Source organism: Rhabdobacter roseus (assembly GCF_014202275.1).
GTDB lineage: Bacteria > Bacteroidota > Bacteroidia > Cytophagales > Spirosomataceae > Rhabdobacter > Rhabdobacter roseus.
This window is the reverse complement of record NZ_JACHGF010000012.1, coordinates 87,099-106,208: the sequence shown is the minus strand read 5'-3', so window position 1 is coordinate 106,208 and position 19,110 is coordinate 87,099. Positions and strand designations below refer to the sequence as shown.

Genomic DNA, 19,110 nt, shown 5'->3' with positions numbered 1-19,110 from the left:
GGTGGCAGTCGTGCATGGTGTCACCCCATACGGGGTTCTGTCTGGCTTGAATTCCTATTAGTTCTATAATCATGACACCCTTTCAGGGTTACTATTCTTTGATAAGAAAACCCTGATCAATAAAATGACAGGACCAAAACCTAAGCAAAAGCCATTTGCATTTTAGGGTCAAAAAATTAGCTTTTTTAGCCAAAGGTAGGTACGTTTAGGCTATTGTATCCAACCACCTCACCCATCCACCCGTATGCGTCATTTCTGCACCAAGTACCTCCTCGGGCTGCTGTTGATGGCTTTATTGGCTAGCTGTAAGCCCGTAGATCCCATTGCCGATGGCAAACCCCGCATTAAAGCGATCACGTTTCCGGGAATACCCGCCGAAAACGTAAAAATAGACCAGAAGAACCTGCGTATTACCGTTACGCTTCCCCCCACGCTTTCTGCCCATCGTACCCCGGAAGCTACCCTAACCTACAACGCCCAACTACTCCCCAAGGAATGGGATAATTCTTTTGTTGGCTATTGTAAGGGTTGCGAGACCATTGAGGTAGGGTACCGTACAAACCCAGATGCCCCTGCTATTACGGTCTATAAGGTCGAGACGCTCCCTACTGCACCCCTGGCCGCCGCGCCCCTGAGTGCTCCTCTGGAGCACTTGCTATCCCGAGATAGATTATACATTCCAATGCTAAACCTATACGCGAATCCGCTTCCCCAAAAAGTAACCTTCACCAACCAAGCCAGCGGGGAAATCATTTCGGCAGAAATTAACGAGAACTATCCAAATTCATTCATAGCCCATAAAGGCGATCGTGGCGCGCTTAACCACATAGGTATCAATACAAGTTACATCAGAGACTTGCTGCCTGGCACCTATAAGGTCGCATTTACTAGCGCCGAAGGTACCACGATTCACATACCGCAGCCGGTTGTCTTGAAGCAAGGACTTATCCAGGTTTTTTCTATAACTAATACGGAATATAAACGCCTACAGCCCGGCGATGAGCTCATCGTTCAGGGTCTGAATCTTCTTCCGGGCACTATCGCCCTGTCTATGGTCGATTCTACCGACCGGGTCATAGAAGTACCTGAAGTAGAATGTGACCCCTACGGTCGCTGGTGCAAACTTAAAACACCTTCTACCCTATCCTACGGTCACTACCTACTCCGGATAACGAGCACCGGCCCTGTAAAGGATCAGACGTGTATACTCGTGCATCTTAGGTCAAAACCCTTAGTGCCGTTTGAAGTGACTATGTTTGGCGACAACAACCTAAGCGAGTGCTCTATCCGTGGACCCATTACGATCCAAAGAGGTAGCAAGGTCATTCTTATAGCAAGTGGGTATGAACCAAGAGCCCGCTTCAAGCTTACATCGGTCCAAAATTCTTCCCAGGTGTATTATGCACCGGCCGTTCTCTATACCATTAATTCATATCCAGGTTTTGAGTACGCTACTATTCCGAGCGACATACAATCGGGAAGGTATAGAATCGTCCTACAGGCGCTAGATGAACAAGGTCAGGTAAAAGCCGAAGGCCCTCCCTATTGGCGTGAAATACGGATCCCGTAGCCCAGGTACCTGGCAGCAGAAAAAAAATGGGCGTAGAAGCCGGTAGGTTATTCCATTTTTCCTACATTTATGAGGTATATAATTACGTAAACCCCAAAGAATTCCGTTGATCCATACCGCTACCTCCGTTAAAGCGCTGGGGCTGCTTTGGCTGCTTCTTTATGTAGGTACCTTCAAGCTCCTGGCCGCTGCTTCTGTGGGTATTCAGCCCGCTCCCGCCTGGGTCATTCCGGTTTCACCCGGTGGCAAGGCTCCCTCCTCCAAAGATTTTTCGGATGGGTACTACGTAGCTTTTATCGATCGGCAGGTCAACCTCGACCGGCAAACGACCTACCAACGCTTCATCCGGCAGATCGCTTCCGAGAGCGGGGTCCAGAACGGCTCAGAGATTTCGGTGGTTTTTGATCCTACCTACGAGCGCGTTGATTTCCACGCCATTATCATCTGGCGGGACGGCAAGGCTATTTCGCACCTGAAAGCTTCCGATTTTAAGGTACTTCCCCTCGAAACCGACCGGCAACGCTTCCTCTACAATGGCTACCATTCGGCTTCGGTGATCCTGAAGGATGTCCGTAAGGGCGACCGCATTGAGTATATGTACTCTACTACCGGCTGGAACTCCGTTTTTCAAAATAAATATTCCGAAAATTTCACCTTTTCGGCCTACGACTACATCCCGCATATTCACTATGCTATCTTGGCCCCCCAAGACCGGAAGCTACATTTCAAAGACTTCAATCGTCCCCCGGCTAAGAGCGTCCGGCCAGCAGGCCCCACGACCATCTATGAATGGGATTTAAAGAATATCAAAAGTACCCCCTACGAAGACTACACCCCGTCATGGGCCACCCAGTACCCCTTTGTGCAGGTCAGTGAGTACGGCAGCTGGCAAGAGGTCGTGGACTGGGGGCTGCATTTCTACCAGTACGCGGCGCTTAGTGGAGCGTTGAAAGCTAAAACCGAAGCCTGGAAAAAACAAGCCAACGGAAGTCGGCTTGCGTACATCGAGCAGGCGGTACACTTTGTGCAGGACGAGATCAGGTACCTGGGCCTCGAAACCGGCGAAAACTCGCACCGCCCCCACCGCCCCGACGAGGTATTTGCCCAGCGCTACGGCGACTGCAAAGACAAAGCCCTGCTCCTTTGCGCCTTCCTGCGCGCCAACGACATCGCGTGCGATCCGGTACTGGTGGATACCTACAAAAAAGCACGACTGCAAGACTACCTTCCCGCGCCCACGAACTTCAACCACGTGGTGGTTCGGATGGAGCTGGCAAAAGACCGCTACGCTTTTGTGGACGGCACCTACTCGTTGCAGGGCGGTACGGCCAATAAATTTTATATGCCTCCCTACGGGGCCGGGCTGCTCCTGAAAAAAGGCCAAACCAGCCTGATCGCCATTCCGCCGCAAAACCCCGGCTACGTAACCGTGCAGGAAGAAATTACCCTGCCTGCCCCCACGGACCCGGCGGGTAAAGGGCTATTTTCGGTCAAGACCGTTTATTTCGACTCGGAAGCGGATGATATCCGCGATACCTTCCAGCAAAGCAATATTTCAGAAACCGAAAACAACTACCTCAACTACTACCGCGATACCTACAAACACGCCGACTTTGAACTACTGGACTCCCTGGAATACTACGACCAGCGCGAGGCCAACAACTTTTCGCTGGTGGAACGCTACCAAATGACCAACGGATGGCAGTACGATAGTACCCGGCAGACCTATGTCTTTTCGATTCTCGGAAAAATGCTGTACGACCAGCTCGTGCACCTGCCCAACCGCCCGCGTACCGCGGCGGTAGCCTTAAAGTACCCCTACCACATGCAGTACACCATTCAGGTACATACGCCGGGCCCCTGGAACGTACCCGAAGACCAATGGGAGATCGAACGGGACGCCTACGTGATCCGTTTTAAATCCAGGTGGGTGGCTGAGGAAAACAACTGGGTACTTTCCTACGAATACCAAACCCGGCAGGATCACGTACCCGTGGAGCAGGTAGCCCAGCTAAAAAAAGACATAGAACGGCTGGTCACTAATCTGGAATACGAACTAACTCCTCCGGGATCTACGCCGGTCGGCGACCCGAATTTCGGCATGATCCTGTTTGCGCTATTGGCCTTGGCGGGAGGTACTTGGCTAAGCTTCTGGCTGTATAAATATTCGCCAGGAGGGGGCCTCGCCGTGGCCAAAAGTACCTCCCTCGGGGGCTGGTTGATTGTGCTGGGTATCGGCCTGGTGGTCAAACCACTCCTGGTGCTAACGCCACTTCTGAGCAATACCAGTGCTTATTTTACCGCATCGGGCTGGAATTACTTCGCCGGAGATAACTCTTTTAAAATACTGGCCTTCAGAACAATGCTGGTGTTTGAGGTACTTTTCAACATCCTGTTGTTTTGCATTTCAATCCTGCTTATTATTCTTTATTTTAAAAAGCGCGATTCCTTTCCGCGTATATTCTCCATTACCATCTGTGCCAGTTTGTTTTTCCTTTTTGTGACCACGGGTATCAGCAACGGCTTTTTTCGGACTTACGTAGAGGCTAGTATCCAGCAATCCCAATACGAAATCTTCCGGCAGTTTGTGTACGCGGCCGTATGGGTACCTTACCTGTACAAATCCAGTCGGGTAAAAAAGACGTTTGTGCGTCCCTACGGCCACATTCGCACCGCCGACACCAGCAAAGACCCGGAAGTGATGCAAACGCTGGAATAGAGAAAAGGCTACTTTCGTCGCTGCCTAAAGGTACCCCTTTCAAGTACCTCTTCTCTACTTCCGAGGCCACAGCACTACCCTTTTGCCCGACTCCGTCCAGAGGTTATCCTGGTAGTCGCGGAGTTCCGCCTGGGTGAAGGTACTTAGGTCCACCCGGGAGCCGTCGCAGTAGTAGCTCAAGCAGCCAATGCACGACAGATAGCTTACGTAGTAGTTAATGATCGGCTGGCCCCGCACCTCCACCAGCGAGATGGTCGTGATGTTCTCTTCGTTTTTCCGCTTAGCCTCCTTGATGATATCCCGTAGCCAGGGTAGGTTACGGGCAGGGTCTTTCACGCCGCAGACGCTCAGCTCGGCGGCGGGGTCGTCTTTTCGGCAGGCAAAAAGCAGGCTGAGCAGTAGCAGCAAAATGGTCGTATTCTTCATGGTCCGGGTCGGGCTTTATTTATTGGAGTAAAGATTCCCCAAGCCCGCCATTGGTTGTAAAGTACCTTAAAATAAAAGTACCTTTCGCCAGGCGGGCCGAAGCCAGCCGCGAAAGGTACTTTCAAGGGGGCGCGGAGGTACTTCGCTTAGCGGTTCATCGAGATCAGGAACTCGTCGTTGTTGCGGGTACCTTTCATATTGTCGAGCAGGAAGTCCATGCTTTCCATCTGGTTCATGTCAGACATGTGCTTGCGCAAAATCCACACTTTTTGCAGGGTCTCTTTATCCAGCAGCAGATCCTCGCGGCGCGTACCGGAAGCCATCACGTCGATGGCCGGGAACACCCGCTTGTTGGAGAGCTTGCGGTCGAGCTGAAGCTCCATGTTACCGGTACCTTTGAATTCTTCAAAGATTACTTCGTCCATCTTAGACCCCGTGTCGATCAGGGCCGTGGCAATGATGGTCAGCGAGCCGCCTTTTTCGACGTTACGGGCCGCGCCAAAGAAACGCTTGGGCTTGTGCAGCGCGTTGGCATCTACCCCACCCGACAGGATCTTGCCCGACGAAGGTACCACCGTGTTGTAAGCCCGGGCCAGGCGCGTGATCGAATCCAGCAGAATCACGACATCGTGACCGCATTCCACCATACGTTTCGCTTTTTCGAGCACAATGCTGGCTACTTTCACGTGGCGGTCGGCCTGCTCGTCGAAGGTAGAGGCAATCACTTCCGCGCGCACGCTGCGCTGCATGTCGGTTACCTCTTCCGGGCGCTCATCAATGAGCAGGATAATGAGGAATACCTCCGGGTGGTTGCGCGTGATGGCGTTGGCAATTTCTTTCAAAAGTACCGTTTTACCGGTTTTGGGCTGCGCCACGATCATCCCCCGCTGGCCCTTGCCAATGGGTGCAAACAGATCCAGGACGCGCGTCGAGTACTGGTCGGGGCGGGTACTTAGGTTGAGGCGTTCTTCGGGGAAGAGGGGCGTCAGGTACTCAAACGGAATCCGGTCGCGGATCTCCTCGGTGGTTTTGCCGTTGACGGTCACTACGCGCAGCAGCGCAAAGTACTTCTCCCCTTCTTTGGGGGGGCGGATCTGCCCTTTGACGGTATCGCCGGTTTTGAGGCCAAATAATTTGATCTGCGAAGGCGAAACGTATATATCGTCGGGGCTGGCCAGGTAGTTATAGTCGGCTGAGCGCAGGAAGCCGTAGCCGCCGTCCTGCATGATTTCAAGTACCCCTTCGTTGACGATCAGGCCGTCAAATTCCCGGACGTAGTTGTTGTAGTTGCGCTTGATCTTGTTGGTATGATCTTCCCGCGAGGCCTGTGTTTGTTGATTCTGCGGATTTTGGGCCACCGGGCGCTCCGCCGAATCCGGCCGTGAAGGTACTTTGGGTTCTCGCTCCTCGTGGGTAGGCGTGGCTCCTTGCTTGGCAGTAGACTCATTTTGAGGCCCTTCTGCTACCGGAGCGTCTTCTGTAGGGGTACTTTCTCTCGACGAAGCCGGTGCTTCTTCTACCCCCAAGTCGTCAGACAGGTCCAGGTCTTCGCCTACTTCGGCGCTGGTATCTACTACCTGGCTGGACGCTGGGCGCTCGGTACTCAGCGGCGGCGTGTTGCCCGGTGGCCGGCCCCGGCGTTTGGGTTTTGACTCGGCGGCGGGCGCCTGGGCTTCAGCGGGTACGGGTGCGGGCGCTGGTACAGGGGCGGGCGCTGGGGCGGCGGCATCGTCCGTTTTGGGGCGACGTACCCGCTTTCTCTTAGGCTCTTCCTCGGCTTTTTCGTTGGTGTCTACTTGGGGCATTTCGGCTTGTTGGCTCAGTATTTTATAAATAAGATCTTTTTTGGAAAGCTTAGAATAGTCTTTTACGGCTAGTTTCTCCGCGATTTCCTTTAACTCCGACAGAAGTTTCAGGTTTAATTCTTCAATTGTAAGCATAAAAAAATAGGGAAGTAAAGTATAGCTTTACTCGGTGAGAAGTTTGATAGTGATTATGACAGAAGAAAATATAGGTTGACGGATGGAGGCTGGTAAGGGTTCACGTACGGGTATGTAACTAATTAGTTTCGTGAAAGTGAGAAAATGAATTGGGTGGTTGGTAGGCCGGTGACCGTACCTTGAAATTCAGATGAGGTATTCGTAGCTGAGATTGACCGCAATGTTACTACGAAAAACCCGGGTTGTCAATACGTTGTAATCTATTTTTTTAGAAAAAAGGGGTATTAACCGCCGAAGTACTTATAAAATGGGCTCAGATTCTTCGGATTCGGAAGACGGATGGGATTCAACAGCTGTGCGAATATACAACTCCCGACTTGGAAAAGCAAATTTAGCTCCCTGCTTTTCTACTATTTCAATAATTTTTAGATTTACTTCCTCTTTGATACGATTAAACTCCCTAATTTGTTGTGTTTCAACAAAGAAAATAATCATGATGTCCAGGGAGCTCTCTCCGAAACTATCAAACCGCACCACGCCTGGCTCCTTCTGGGTATCGGGATGCTCGTCGATGAAGCCTTGAATTTCCTGCACAATCCCCCGAATGGACTCCAGGGAGGTTTGGTACGCCAGGCGAATGATGAATTTGGCCCGGCGCAGGCGCCGCTGGGTCAGGTTGTCCAACGACTGGGACGTAAGCAGGCGGTTGGGCATCGTGACCAGGCTCCCGTCAAAGGTACGCAGGCGGGTACTTCGAAAACCCACGCTTTCCACCGAGCCTTCAATTCCTCCGGCGTTGATCGAGTCGCCCACGGTGAAGGGGCGGTCCAGCATCAGGGCGAAGGAAGCAAAGAGATTTTCCAGCGTTTCGCGGGCGGCCAGGGCAATGGCCAACCCCCCGATCCCGAGGCTGGTGACGAGCGTCAGCACGTCTACCTCAAAGACCTGCCCCAGCATGATGAAGCCGATCGTCAGCACGAACAACAAAATGCACAGATCCCGAAAAAAAGGGACAAGCTGGTTGTCTATTTTGGACTCCGTTTTTACGGCTTTGTGAATGAAAACCAGCCCTCCGAACTTGATGATTCGAACGCCCAGCCAGGCCAAGCCGCCGAAAAGTACGGTCAGGTACAGCTTATGGATGATCAGCCGGGCCCCAAACTTCTTGACGGGGGCCCAGCCCCATTGGGCCGGAATAGTAAGGTGCTCGGAGGCTATGTAAAGCAACAGCAGAAAAAAAAGAAACTCAAACGGGGGTTTGATGAGACGAATGAACTCCGACAGAGGGACGTTCTCGGTCCCGCGGCGTACCAACCTGAATACCCCCCTGCTTAGCAAAGCCGAAAAGGTTTCTTTCAAAAACCAGCCCACCAGCAGGATGGCGATCGCCCACAGGTAGTTGGCGACGGTGTTTCCCCCATATTTCTGCTGCAGCCAGTCTGCGGCATTTTCCAGAATACTATCCAAGGCCCATTAGTTTTTGTGCGAATAAAAGAAGAATTTTGCGCAATTATGAATATTGTCGTTGATTCAGGCAACACCTACTCCAAAATCGGCTGGTTTTCTGAAAGTACCTTGCTCCGCTACCAAACCCAGCTGAGCTTTGAGGCACTGGTGGAGCTGATCCGTCAGGAGCCGCCCAAGTACCTGTTGTATTCGTCCGTAAGCCGGAGCACGGAAGCTTTCCTGGAAGCGCTCGGGCTCAATATTCCTGTTTTAAGCCTGAGTGCCCACACGCCGGTACCCATTCTTAAAAATTACGATACGCCCCATACGCTGGGGGCCGACCGCATTGCCGCCGCCGTAGGGGGTACTTTCCTTTTTCCCGACGAAGATTTAGTGGTTATTGACATGGGTACCTGCATCACTTATGACTACGTTACGCGTATGGGTACTTTTGAAGGGGGGCTCATTTCACCGGGCCTGCGTATGCGATTCCGGGCCATGCATTCGTTTACTCAACGGCTTCCGCTGGTGGAGCCGGACGGCATTCCGCCGCTGATTGGCAAGAGTACCCACCACGCCATGCAGAGCGGCGTTATGCACGGGCTTCTGGCTGAAATAGAGGGAATCATCGCCGCTTACCGGCAAATCTCCCCCCACTGCCGGGTACTTGCGTGCGGGGGCGATGTGCCTTTTTTTGAAAGTCGTCTGAAACCGACCATATTTGCGGTGCCAGAACTGGTACTGATTGGACTGAACCGAATTTTACAACACAATGTCGCTTTACAGCAGGATTAAAAACCTTACCACAGCACTACTTCTAGCAGGAATCGTAGCGGGCTTTATTTCACCACTTCACGGCCAAGGGCTGGGCAATTCGCCGTACACCGTGCTGGGCATTGGTGAAACCTACAGCGAAGCGTTTGCGTCCAACATAGCCATGGGCGAAGCCGGCGTCAGTACCAGTAACGGGATGCACATCAACAACCTCAACCCGGCGCTTTGGGCGCGCAACCGCATCACCGCTTTTGAGTTCGGCACGCTGGGCCAATACAAACAAATAGCGGCTCCCAACGTCTCACAGCGGGTATTTGGCGCTAACCTGGGGTACATGGCGCTCGCGTTTCCGGCGGCTCCCCGCTGGACGGTGGGCTTCGGCCTGAAGCCCTACAGCTTTGTCGATTTTGAAAGCCGCACTACCAGCAAAGTACCCGGCACTATTTATGACGCCTACTACTACTATACGGGCAAAGGAGGCCTCAGCAAAGCCTCCATCACCAACGCCGTTCGGATTGGCCGGTACCTGAGCGTGGGCCTGGAAGCCGCCTACCTCTTTGGCAACGTACGGCGGTCGTCGGATTCGCAGCTATTCATTGGAGATGGGCGCGACTACACCGTGAGCCGCACCGAGCGGACCAACTACTCTGATTTTGCGTTACGGACGGGAGCCGCAGTACGTATTCCGATTAAGAAAAATAATAAGCTCAACCTAAATGTAGGAGGTACTTATAATTTGGGTACAGACCTGAACGCCCGGCAGATTACGAGTTTTGAGCTCAGCAACAGCTCATTTCCGGTTGGCCTGCCCGATACGCTCTCCAATAACGAAAACGGCAACGTGACGCTCCCCTCCCAGTACCGGCTGGGCGTCAGCCTGGAATGGCCCTACAAGCTGACGCTGGCGGTGGATTACGAGCGGCAGTCGTGGACTCAATTTCGAAGCTTCGCCAATACCAACGAGGGCTTCGTGGATGCAGGCAAGGTGCACGTTGGGGCCGAGTACATTCCGCGCCTCACTTCCACGCGCTATTTTGATCTGGCCGTTTACCGGGCGGGCTTCAGCCACGGCCAGCTGCCCTATAGCCCCGGCGGACAAAAGCTCAACGACACCAACGCCAGCTTGGGCATCTCGCTGCCCATCGGGCGGGGCGGTAACTCCTTCACCTTCACGCTGGTGGGCGGGCAACGGGGCGTCGTAAGTACCCAATCCCTGCGCGAACGCTACGGCAAAGTGGTACTGGGACTTACCCTCAACGACAACTCCTGGTTTATCAAACAGCGCATCGACTAAACCGCTTTTTTGTTAATTTTTCTTAAAAGTACCTTTGTCCGGGAAACCGGCCGAGGTACTTTGGTGGTTAAGTACCCGTACGCAGGTACCTAAGTATGTACAGGTACTTTTACTGCCCTACTTATTGGCTATGCTCAACTGGATCAACATAGTTTGGAAAGTACCTCGCCTCGTCGCTTTGCCTGGGTTGCTGGTGGCGCTTCTATTTTTGACCAGCTGCGAGAAAGAAGTAAAGAGCCCGTCGGCGGCTTATGAGGGCCCCATTGAGATCATCGACGACGTGGGGGTACTTTACAGCGAAGGGGGGGTACTTCAGGTATCCATGAAAACGCCGCGCCAGTTTCGTTACAAGCTTGACGACAAAGTATTTCCCGATACCATCAATATCTTTTTCTATGACCCCGAGGGAAATAACGTGGTCACGACCCTGCGGGCCGACTCGGGCCATTACGACTCCCCCCGGAACCTCTACGTAGTGAAGGGCAACGTGCGCGTGGTGAACTCCGTAAAGCAAGAGCGCCTCTTCACCAGCGAGCTCAACTGGAGCCCTACCACCAAAAAGGTTTATACCGACAAGCCCGTCCGGATCGAGCAGCTTCTCACCGGCGACGTCATGAAGGGCATTGGGCTGGATGCCGCCCAGGACTTCTCCCAAACCTCCATCCGCAAGCCCACGGGTATCTTCAGCATCGAAGCGGGTACTTTTTAGGAGCCTATTTATTTTTGCTTGGTTCGCAGCGCGCCAGGGCCTGCGTCACGGTGTCGATGGGCGTGTAGGTACTATCTTTGGCCCAGGTGGTGTACACGTAGGTGGCTATTTCGGCAATGTCGATGTCGGTGAGCTTGGGGTTGGCGGGCATGGGGCGGTCGTATACCTTGCCGTCTACCGTGATTTCTCCCGAGAGCCCGTTTTTAGTAATACAAATAAAGCGTTGCTTGTCGCTCAGGTAGTCTGCGCTCGCCAGCGGCGGGTACAGGTTGGCCAGTCCCCGGCCGTCGGGCTGGTGGCAGTTGGCACAGTGCAGGGTATACAACTGGTAGCCTTCGGCGTAGTACTGCTCACGCTTGAGCTCTTCGGTACTTTGGCAGCTCACCTGGCCCAGCAAAAGTACCCCCGCCGCCAGGTAGTTGAGTAGCTTCTTCATCAGGATTGCTTGTACTCGGCCAAAAGTACCTTAATGTCCTCCATCAGTTTTTTAGCGCCTTCGTCCGTCGTGCCGTCGTACATACCACGCACGCGCTTCTCTTTATCCACCAGAATAAAAGCGCCGCTGTGGATGTACCCTCCTTCGGCCGTTTTGTCTTCTTTGGCCGTAACCAGGTAGCTACCCTGCCCTATTTCGTAGATTTTCTCCTTGGGGCCGGTCACAAACTGCCACTGGGTATCCTGCACGCCCAGGTCTTCGGCGTACTTGCGAAGTACCTCTGGCGTATCGTGCGCCGGGTCGATGGTATGCGACAAAATGGCCACCTCGGGGTTTCCTTTGATCTCGTTGTACACTTTGATCATCTGCTTTTTCATCACGGGGCAAATCGTGGGGCAAGATGTAAAGAAAAAATCCGTCACGTAGATTTTCCCGTCCAGCGAATGGTCCGTAACGGTATCCCCGTACTGATTCACAAAAGCAAAAGCCGGAATACTATGATAAATCGTATCGACTACCTCTTTTCCGTTCACTTCTTTGGTCGTGGTTTCGCGCTCGCCCAGGATGGGTAGTTTGCGGTCTGACGAGCCACAGCCGCTCAGCCCGGCTGCCAGGCCCAAAGCCAGCAGCCCTGCCGTCCACCAGGTACTTGTATTGTTCATTGGGAATTTCGTTTACGAGGCAGGTACCTCATGTAGTCGTAAAAGTACCTTGGCCTTTCCTTATTTTTACTCCTTCAAAAAAGCTTCCGCTTCCTGAATACTCTTATCGGTTTTTTCCTTCACGTCCTCAATCTTTTCCTTTTCCTTGCGGAAGTACGCCAGCGCTTCGTCCGAAGAAAGCGCCTTGGCGGAATCGCCCTGGTACTGGTACATCCACTCCATCATCAGGCTGTCGGCCAGCGAGAGCTGGCGGCTCAGGTCGTAGGCTTTCATGCGTTCCTCGGCGGTGGTGTTGCTGCTTACGCCCGCCTCCTGTAGGCTATCCAGGTCGGCCAGGCGGGCCGTCAGCTGCGCTTTCAGCGTCATGAGGTCGTCCATGCGGGGCATCACCTGGTCGTGGATGGTCATCACTTCTTTTTCGGCTTCGTTTACCTTGTCGGTTTCTGACCCGCAGGCCATTAGCAGTAGTATAGGTAGCAGGAGGGGTAGTTTGGTATGCATGTTTTTTTGGATTATAGTTGGAAAGAGAATGCACCGAGAGATATATACTAGGAGAATGGAGGCAATAATATTTCACAATGAGCCTAAATTATTTATAGGGACCTAAAAATTTATCGCCATTAAAATGAATTAAGTGATCAGGGCTATCGGCTATCCAAACCTCCGTTTCCCAAGCAATACTTGAAATAAATTGTCTGAATTTTTGCCTATCTAAAAAGGCCGTTACAAAAACAATGTCCGCTGTGCATAGCTTTGTAATCTTCTTTAATTGCAAAAGCCTTATTTCACTAATAGGCCCCGATGAGTGTACTGCTTCAATTATATACAACCAGTTTTTCTCCTTAGAATAAGCAATTACATCTGGAAGTTCATCATGAGTAATTTCAAAAAAGTTAAGTTTTATAAGCTTTTCTTTTTCTAAATAGAGGTACTTATTCGAAGTATCCCCAATATATAGAACTTCAGCACTATATCCATATCTAGGCAAAAAATCTTCAATAATTTTCTTCTGTAAAATATTATGCTCTCCTAAAGAAAGTGTCAATTTACCTCCAGCAGGCAGGTTAACCTCAACCTTATTAATTTCTCTTTCTCTTTTTAATTTTAAACTTAATGGTTCAATATCCTTCAGTGTCTTTTCAACTAACTGTTCCCAATCTTTAAAGCCAAATTTCCTCACAAGTTCTGCATAAGTAGGATTTATTGAATACCCTCGGGTTGAATCATTAGTTGCAGAATTTGGACTAGATTGTAATATAATCTCAGCAGTAGTAAGTAGTTTAAGATCTTTCCTTCTTATGTCGTCATAAGAACCAGAGCTTATATTTTCATAAAAGTGCTTATTTACATAAGAAATTATATCTCTTGTTTTTAAAGAATATCCATAATTTAAGTCTTTTGAATTATTAAAGTCGGAGAGCTTTTTGATATCACCACAAGCCAAAAAAGAGATAGCCATTCGTTCTAATCTACGGGCAGAATTGGTAAGAGGTATACCAAAACGCTCAAGAATATATAAGGCTGCATTTATAAGCTCTTGGATGTCAGCAGGTTTCTCTCCAAATGTCTTTGATTCAGCGGGATTGATATATTTTTTCATCTTCAAATAATTTAAGCTGTTCGTTCTCTACAAGAACATATTGATCATTTGAACCGCCTACTAAATATTTTTTTATATTGTTAGCGAGATGAAAGGCAAAATAGGGAGCAACAGCATTCCCTATCTGATTAAATTTATGTGTTTCTGTCCCTACGAAGTCGAACCAATCTGGAAAACTTTGCAGTCTGGCAGCTTCTCGGACGGTAATTCTTCTCCTTCTTCCATCAGATAGTCTCACTCTGTGCATATCACCAGTAGCCCCGGCCAAATTTCGACAAGTTAACGTTCGGGCGGGCCTATCTAAATACAAATCTCTTGGATTTACGCACTTTGAGGCTTTTTCATAATTAGCTACATACCTATCCATCGAATCTGTAAAAAATTTAGATTCATCATCAAATTGAAAGGCAAGATCTCCTAAGGCTTGCCCAGCTGTTACTTTTTTATTAATTCTTTGAGGTAATGATATTTTATTTTTAGAGCCAATGACTATTATCCTTTCCCGGTTTTGGGGTACTTGATAATCTACTGCGTTCAACAATTCATATTCAAGATTATATCCTAACTTTTCAAGCTCATCAATCACTTCTTTTAAATACAATTTGTTTTTATACAACATACCACGAACATTTTCAAATAAAAGAACCTCAGGATTCAATTGCTTAATTGCAGAAATAAAGATTGGAAAACCGTCTCGTGAATCCTTTAGCCCTAGTTGTTTTCCACCAACACTAAATGGCTGGCATGGCGGCCCCCCTATTACAATATCTGCTTTAGGATATTTTGAATCAACAGTAAGTCTTTTATTAATGCACTCACCAAGCAAATTATTGTTATATGTAGCACAGGCGTTTTCATCCATTTCATACCCCACTGTTTTGAAACCATTTGCTTCAAACCCTAGAGAAAGTCCACCACAACCCGCAAATAAGTCTACTACTGTTTTATTCATTTCAGTATCAACCCAGGGCTTTAATCTCTCATTTATCACTTCCCAATATTCCATATCGTAAAATTAAGGATTCTTAACTCAACATTGCCTTCTTCCTCTTAAATATATATACTTGCTACACCAACTCATAACGCAGGTACCTACAAAAAGGTACCTATCCTTCCATTTCCTTCAGCATCCAGATCGTACAGGCGTAGTGACCCGAATTGCCCAGCGGCCCTTCGAGCGGTTGAAAGCCCGCTTTCTCGTACATGCTCACCGCCTGGGCCAGCTCCGGAAACGACTCCAGGTACAGCTGCGCGTAGCCCAGCTCCCGCGCCGACTCGACACTTCGCTGCATCAGCTGGCGGCCCGCTCCCTGGCCGCGCACGGAGCGTGCCAGGTAAAATTTTACCAATTCCGCACAGCCCGGTGGCAGCCCCGGCGTAGGGTACAGCCCGCAGCCACCCATGATGACGCCGTCTTTCTCGGCTACCCAGTAGACCGAGCCCGGTTCCCGGAATAGCTCATAAAGGCGGTCGGTGGTGGGGTCGGTGTAGACGGTACCGGGGCGGTCGATGCCGAACTCACGGAATACCGCCCGGATAACGTCCGCCAGGGGTTGGTTGTCTGCCTGCTGAATGGGCCGAATGGTCATGTTTCGTGTTGGATTTGGTGTGCCAAAAATAACGAATCAGCGGGCTTTTCGCTCACATTCGGTGCAAAAGAAGTACTTTATGGCCGTGACCGTACACTCAAAAGTAGGTCCCGACGGAGGTCCGGTTGGGCCTTTTTAACTACCTTTATATTCCCTCTCTTGACTGACCCCCCACTAAAAAAACGACGCAGGATCAATTTGCCTACCCCTGCTCAAGACTTCCACCATGAAGTCTGTTTGTATAAAAGTTTTTTGTTTTATCTCAACTAGTAAGCACATGAAAAATCTGAAGAAGAACGTGGCTCTGGCCGTAGGAGGTACTTTACTACTGCTACTGAATGGCTGCAAAAACAACGACGCTGAACCCACGGCGCTTCCTATTCGTGAGCATTCCATCGTGGCCGAGAGCATCATTGCGCCGGGCGGCAGCCAATCTACGACGAATAAATGCTTTCTGAATTTGTACGACGGGCTGGCTTATACCAAGAGTGAGGCCGAAGCCAACTCCAGCAAGGTGGATTTTGCCTATAACTACCGCGGCGGAGGTTGCAATACGTGTCGTTTTTTTGAAAATGTAAAGAACATGTCCACCCGTACGGGCTACGTATCGTCTTTTTCGACCATCACCGACAGCCGCATCGCCAACGTGGAGCAATACGACGGCATCACGCCCGACCGGTTCGAGCAAATCAAGAATGCCAAGGACATTGACGATCTATTTGCCGAGAAAAAAATTCAAGACAACGCCCATGGCCACGGCGACATCACCAACCGCACCACCGACGTGGCCGTGGGGCGGGTATTTGCTTTCATTGATAAAAGCGGTAAAAAAGGTTTTTTCCGGATCTCGGACTACGTGGCCAACGTACCTACTGGCGACAAAGCCACGCTGACGCTGTCGGTTAAAGTCCAGGAGTAACGTACTTTATCCCCCGCTTTTTCAAGGGTACTTTGGCGTTCATGAGGGTAGTTTTGCGTTTAAACGTCTACCTTTGTAGCCGCTAAAGTACCTTTGAACTACTAATCAAGCTCTTCATGCAGCTTCCGATTCTGGCCTACGGCCACGCCATGCTACGCCAAAAAACCCAAGAAGTACCTGCCCACTACCCCGGCCTCGACGCGCTCATTGAACGGATGTGGATTACGTTGTACGGGGCCAACGGTTGCGGCCTGGCCGCTCCGCAGGTCAACCAGCCGCTGAGGCTCTTTTTGGTCGATAGCCAAAGTACCTACCACCAGCTCGCCGACAAAGACCGGCAGGGGTACTTTGCCCCGGACGATACCGGCCTGGTGGAGACGTTTATTAACGCCACTATTGTGGAGCGCTCCGCCGAAACCTGGCGCGACACCGAGGGCTGCCTGAGCATCCCGACCCTGACGGCCACGGTGGAGCGGCCCTGGGAAATTACCATCGAGTACTTCGACCGGGCCTTCCAAAAACAACAAAAAACCTTTGCCGGCGCTACGGCCCGGATGATCCAGCACGAGTACGACCACACGGAAGGCATCTTGTACCTGGACTATCTCAAACCGCTCAAAAAGCAACTTTTGCAAAACAAGCTTCGCAAAATTACCGCCGGGCAAGTACCCGCCAAGTACCCTATGCAGTACGTTTCCGATACGCTTTCCTAGCTAGGCCCGCGCGCAAAGTACCCCGCATAGGCAGTAGGCGGGTAGTTGGGGCCGCCTTTTAGAGGTGTACTTCCTACCTGCCCTTGGACTCATGAAACCACCCTCTCTGCTTGGCCTGCTCCGTTTTTTGTTGGTGATCAGCTTCTTTCCTCCCAGTACCCGCGCCCAGGTACCTACCCAGCCCTGGGAGGAAGTCGTAAACGGCGTGTGGCGGTATGTACCCGTAAAGAAAGAAAAAATCAATTTGCTGGACGCCGCAGGAAGTACTCCTAACCTACCCAGGCTCCGCGAATTTACCCAAGTACCCTTCCCGCTGGATCAAACCCAGATCCGAATTACGAAGCAAAACGGCAAGCTCTACCTGCGGTTTCCGCTGGGGCCCGAAGAGCAACTCTACGGCCTGGGGCTGCACTTCAAGCAGGTCAACCGCCGGGGCCGGATCTATAACCTGCACGTGGACCACTACGGGGGCCAGGACAACGGCCGCACCCACGCGCCGGTTCCTTTCTACGTGTCGAGCCGGGGCTACGGGGTACTGATCAACTCCGCCCGGTACCTGACCGTGTACGCCGGTACCGCCAACCGCGTCGATAGCCACAATCCACCGAAAGTATACAACCGCAACACCGACAAACAGTGGGAAGCGCAGCCTACATCCGACGCCGTGGAGATTCTGGTGCCAGCAGAAGAGGCGGAGGTACTGGTGTTTGCGGGCAAGTCGCCGCTGGAAGTAGTGCAGAAATACAACCTGTACAATGGCGGTGGGTACCTGCCGCCCAAGTGGGGGTTGGGCTTTACGTACCGAACGCACACCCAGTTTTCGGCCGATGACGTCCTGCGCGAGGTACAGGCGTTTGAAGAGCAGGGCTTTCCGCTGGACTTTATGGGCCTGGAGCCCGGCTGGATGAGTCGCTCCTACCCTTGCTCGTACGAGTGGGACCCGCAGCGCTTCCCCCAACCCGCCGAATTTGTCCAAACGCTTTTGGCCAAAAATGTACGGACCAACTTGTGGATCAATCCGTACATAGCGCCCCAAACGACCCTGTACGAGCCCATGCGGGCGCTGGCGGGCTCGCACACCGTCTGGAACGGCCTGGTGCCGGATTATACCTTGCCCCAGGCGCAAAAAGTGTTTACGGATTTTTATCAAAAAAACCACCTGGACATGGGGGTATCGGGGTTAAAAATCGACGAGAACGACGGCTACGACCAGTGGCTTTGGCCCGACGTGGCGACGTTTCCCTCGGGTACGGAGGCGGAGCTCCTGCGCCAAACCTACGGGCTGCTGTTGCAGGATATGATCGCCCGGCAGTATCGCCAGGCCAACCGCCGAACCTTCGGGCTGGTGCGGGCTTCCAACGCCGGGGCCTCACACCTGCCCTTTGTGCTCTACAACGACTACTACAAGCACGAGGACTTCATTACGGCGCTCATCAACTCCGGCTTCGTGGGGGTACTTTGGACGCCCGAGGTGCGCAACTCGGCCTCGGGTGAAGAATGGCTCCGCCGGATGCAGTCGGTCTGCTTTTCGCCCCTGGCCATGATCAACGCCTGGTCGAGCGGAACGAAGCCCTGGTCGTACCCGGAGGTATACGAGTCGGTAAAAAAAGTGGCTCTGCTGCGCATGAGGCTACTCCCGTACATTTATTCCACCTTTGCGCAATACCATTTTGAAGGTACCCCGCCCATCCGGCCCATGCCGCTGGTAGAGGGCTTTGTAGACCAACCCACCGAAACCGAAGGTACCCTCGACGACACGAACAATCCGTACAAACTTGCCACCCGGCAGGACATCAAAGACCAGTACCTCTTTGGCGAGAGCATCCTGGTAGCTCCGGTATTTACGGGTCAAACATCCCGCAGGGTGATTCTGCCCAAAGGCAAATGGTACGACTTCTACACCGGAAAGCTGGTGGGAGAGAATGAGGTGATTACCGTGGAGGCCAAACTGGACGAAATACCACTTTTCGTAAAGGACGGCGGCCTGATCCCGATGATCCCGCCCCGGCTACACGCTCCGAAAATGGGGGAAAAGTTACCGCTGGAAGTTCGCCACTACGGTACTGCGGAAGGACGTTTTTTGCTGTACGACGACGACGGCGAGACCTTTGACTTCGAAAAAGGCGACTATTCCTGGACCGAGCTAAGTACCCGGAAAACACCTCGAGGGCCGCTGCGGGGTACTTCGCGGCGCATCAGCGGAAAAATCTACGGCTACAGTACCCTCGACTGGAAATTCATGACGCCCTAAAGGTACCTACGCAAGAAAGGCAGCCCCTGGGGTCTGCCTTTCTTGCGTAGGTATGAACTAAA

The 19,110-nt window shown here is 51.7% G+C and carries 17 protein-coding genes; 8 read left to right on the top strand and 9 right to left on the bottom strand.

The annotated features are described in order from the left end of the window. Nucleotides 1–244 precede the first annotated feature (244 nt). Both HNQ92_RS24930 and HNQ92_RS24925 read left to right on the top strand, forming a co-directional pair. Nucleotides 245–1,570 carry a hypothetical protein gene (locus HNQ92_RS24930; protein WP_184178560.1) on the top strand — a complete coding sequence of 442 codons (1,326 nt, stop codon included), beginning with the start codon at nt 245–247 and terminating at the stop codon, nt 1,568–1,570. 106 nt (nt 1,571–1,676) lie between these two features. Beyond that, nucleotides 1,677–4,289, top strand: a complete 2,613-nt coding sequence (locus HNQ92_RS24925) for a DUF3857 domain-containing protein (protein WP_184178558.1) — start codon at nt 1,677–1,679, stop codon at nt 4,287–4,289. 54 nt (nt 4,290–4,343) lie between these two features. On the opposite strand, the gene HNQ92_RS24920 is transcribed toward HNQ92_RS24925, so the two are convergent. The 3 genes from HNQ92_RS24920 to HNQ92_RS24910 all read right to left on the bottom strand — a co-directional run bounded on the left by HNQ92_RS24920 (nt 4,344) and on the right by HNQ92_RS24910 (nt 8,122). Continuing rightward, nucleotides 4,344–4,715 (bottom strand): hypothetical protein, encoded by a 372-nt coding sequence (locus HNQ92_RS24920; protein WP_184178556.1) that lies wholly within the window; start codon nt 4,713–4,715, stop codon nt 4,344–4,346. A gap of 146 nt (nt 4,716–4,861) precedes the next feature. Continuing rightward, nucleotides 4,862–6,655: a transcription termination factor Rho gene (gene rho / locus HNQ92_RS24915; protein ID WP_184178554.1), complete on the bottom strand. Its 1,794-nt coding sequence runs from the start codon at nt 6,653–6,655 to the stop codon at nt 4,862–4,864. Between the two features lie 300 nt (nt 6,656–6,955). Beyond that, nucleotides 6,956–8,122 carry a mechanosensitive ion channel family protein gene (locus HNQ92_RS24910; protein WP_184178552.1) on the bottom strand — a complete coding sequence of 389 codons (1,167 nt, stop codon included), beginning with the start codon at nt 8,120–8,122 and terminating at the stop codon, nt 6,956–6,958. A 45-nt stretch (nt 8,123–8,167) separates the two neighbouring features. Between HNQ92_RS24910 and HNQ92_RS24905 the strand changes: the two genes are divergently transcribed. The 3 genes from HNQ92_RS24905 to lptC are packed head-to-tail and all read left to right on the top strand — an operon-like array spanning nt 8,168 to nt 10,878. Continuing rightward, nucleotides 8,168–8,896 carry a type III pantothenate kinase gene (locus HNQ92_RS24905; protein ID WP_184178550.1) on the top strand — a complete coding sequence of 243 codons (729 nt, stop codon included), beginning with the start codon at nt 8,168–8,170 and terminating at the stop codon, nt 8,894–8,896. Further along, a complete protein-coding gene (gene bamG / locus HNQ92_RS24900) occupies nt 8,874–10,169 on the top strand; it encodes a BamG family beta-barrel-assembly machinery protein (RefSeq protein WP_246440805.1) in 1,296 nt (431 codons plus the stop codon). Before HNQ92_RS24905 ends, bamG begins: the two co-directional genes overlap by 23 nt. A 34-nt stretch (nt 10,170–10,203) precedes the next feature. Then, nucleotides 10,204–10,878: an LPS export ABC transporter periplasmic protein LptC gene (lptC, locus tag HNQ92_RS24895; RefSeq protein ID WP_246440798.1), complete on the top strand. Its 675-nt coding sequence runs from the start codon at nt 10,204–10,206 to the stop codon at nt 10,876–10,878. Nucleotides 10,879–10,882: 4 nt separating this feature from the next. On the opposite strand, the gene HNQ92_RS24890 is transcribed toward lptC, so the two are convergent. The 6 genes from HNQ92_RS24890 to HNQ92_RS24865 all read right to left on the bottom strand — a co-directional run bounded on the left by HNQ92_RS24890 (nt 10,883) and on the right by HNQ92_RS24865 (nt 15,165). Further along, nucleotides 10,883–11,314 (bottom strand): c-type cytochrome, encoded by a 432-nt coding sequence (locus tag HNQ92_RS24890; protein ID WP_184178549.1) that lies wholly within the window; start codon nt 11,312–11,314, stop codon nt 10,883–10,885. After that, nucleotides 11,314–11,976 (bottom strand): SCO family protein, encoded by a 663-nt coding sequence (locus HNQ92_RS24885; RefSeq protein ID WP_184178547.1) that lies wholly within the window; start codon nt 11,974–11,976, stop codon nt 11,314–11,316. The genes HNQ92_RS24890 and HNQ92_RS24885 overlap by 1 nt, the downstream gene beginning before the upstream one ends. 66 nt (nt 11,977–12,042) lie before the next feature. Further along, nucleotides 12,043–12,477: a viral A-type inclusion protein gene (locus HNQ92_RS24880; RefSeq protein ID WP_184178545.1), complete on the bottom strand. Its 435-nt coding sequence runs from the start codon at nt 12,475–12,477 to the stop codon at nt 12,043–12,045. A gap of 88 nt (nt 12,478–12,565) precedes the next feature. After that, nucleotides 12,566–13,576, bottom strand: a complete 1,011-nt coding sequence (locus tag HNQ92_RS24875; protein ID WP_184178543.1) for a BsuBI/PstI family type II restriction endonuclease — start codon at nt 13,574–13,576, stop codon at nt 12,566–12,568. Then, nucleotides 13,551–14,582: a DNA cytosine methyltransferase gene (locus HNQ92_RS24870; RefSeq protein ID WP_184178542.1), complete on the bottom strand. Its 1,032-nt coding sequence runs from the start codon at nt 14,580–14,582 to the stop codon at nt 13,551–13,553. Before HNQ92_RS24870 ends, HNQ92_RS24875 begins: the two co-directional genes overlap by 26 nt. A gap of 100 nt (nt 14,583–14,682) precedes the next feature. After that, on the bottom strand, nt 14,683–15,165 hold the full coding sequence (locus HNQ92_RS24865) for a GNAT family N-acetyltransferase (protein ID WP_184178540.1): 483 nt from the start codon (nt 15,163–15,165) through the stop codon (nt 14,683–14,685). A gap of 277 nt (nt 15,166–15,442) precedes the next feature. On the opposite strand from HNQ92_RS24865, the gene HNQ92_RS24860 reads away from it, so the two are divergent. The 3 genes from HNQ92_RS24860 (at nt 15,443) to HNQ92_RS24850 (ending at nt 19,048) form a co-directional block, all read left to right on the top strand. Continuing rightward, on the top strand, nt 15,443–16,084 hold the full coding sequence (locus HNQ92_RS24860) for a hypothetical protein (protein WP_184178538.1): 642 nt from the start codon (nt 15,443–15,445) through the stop codon (nt 16,082–16,084). A 116-nt stretch (nt 16,085–16,200) separates the two neighbouring features. Further along, nucleotides 16,201–16,797, top strand: a complete 597-nt coding sequence (gene def / locus HNQ92_RS24855; RefSeq protein WP_184178536.1) for a peptide deformylase — start codon at nt 16,201–16,203, stop codon at nt 16,795–16,797. 91 nt (nt 16,798–16,888) lie between these two features. Next, nucleotides 16,889–19,048 (top strand): TIM-barrel domain-containing protein, encoded by a 2,160-nt coding sequence (locus tag HNQ92_RS24850; protein WP_184178534.1) that lies wholly within the window; start codon nt 16,889–16,891, stop codon nt 19,046–19,048. The last annotated feature ends 62 nt before the right edge of the window (nt 19,049–19,110 follow it).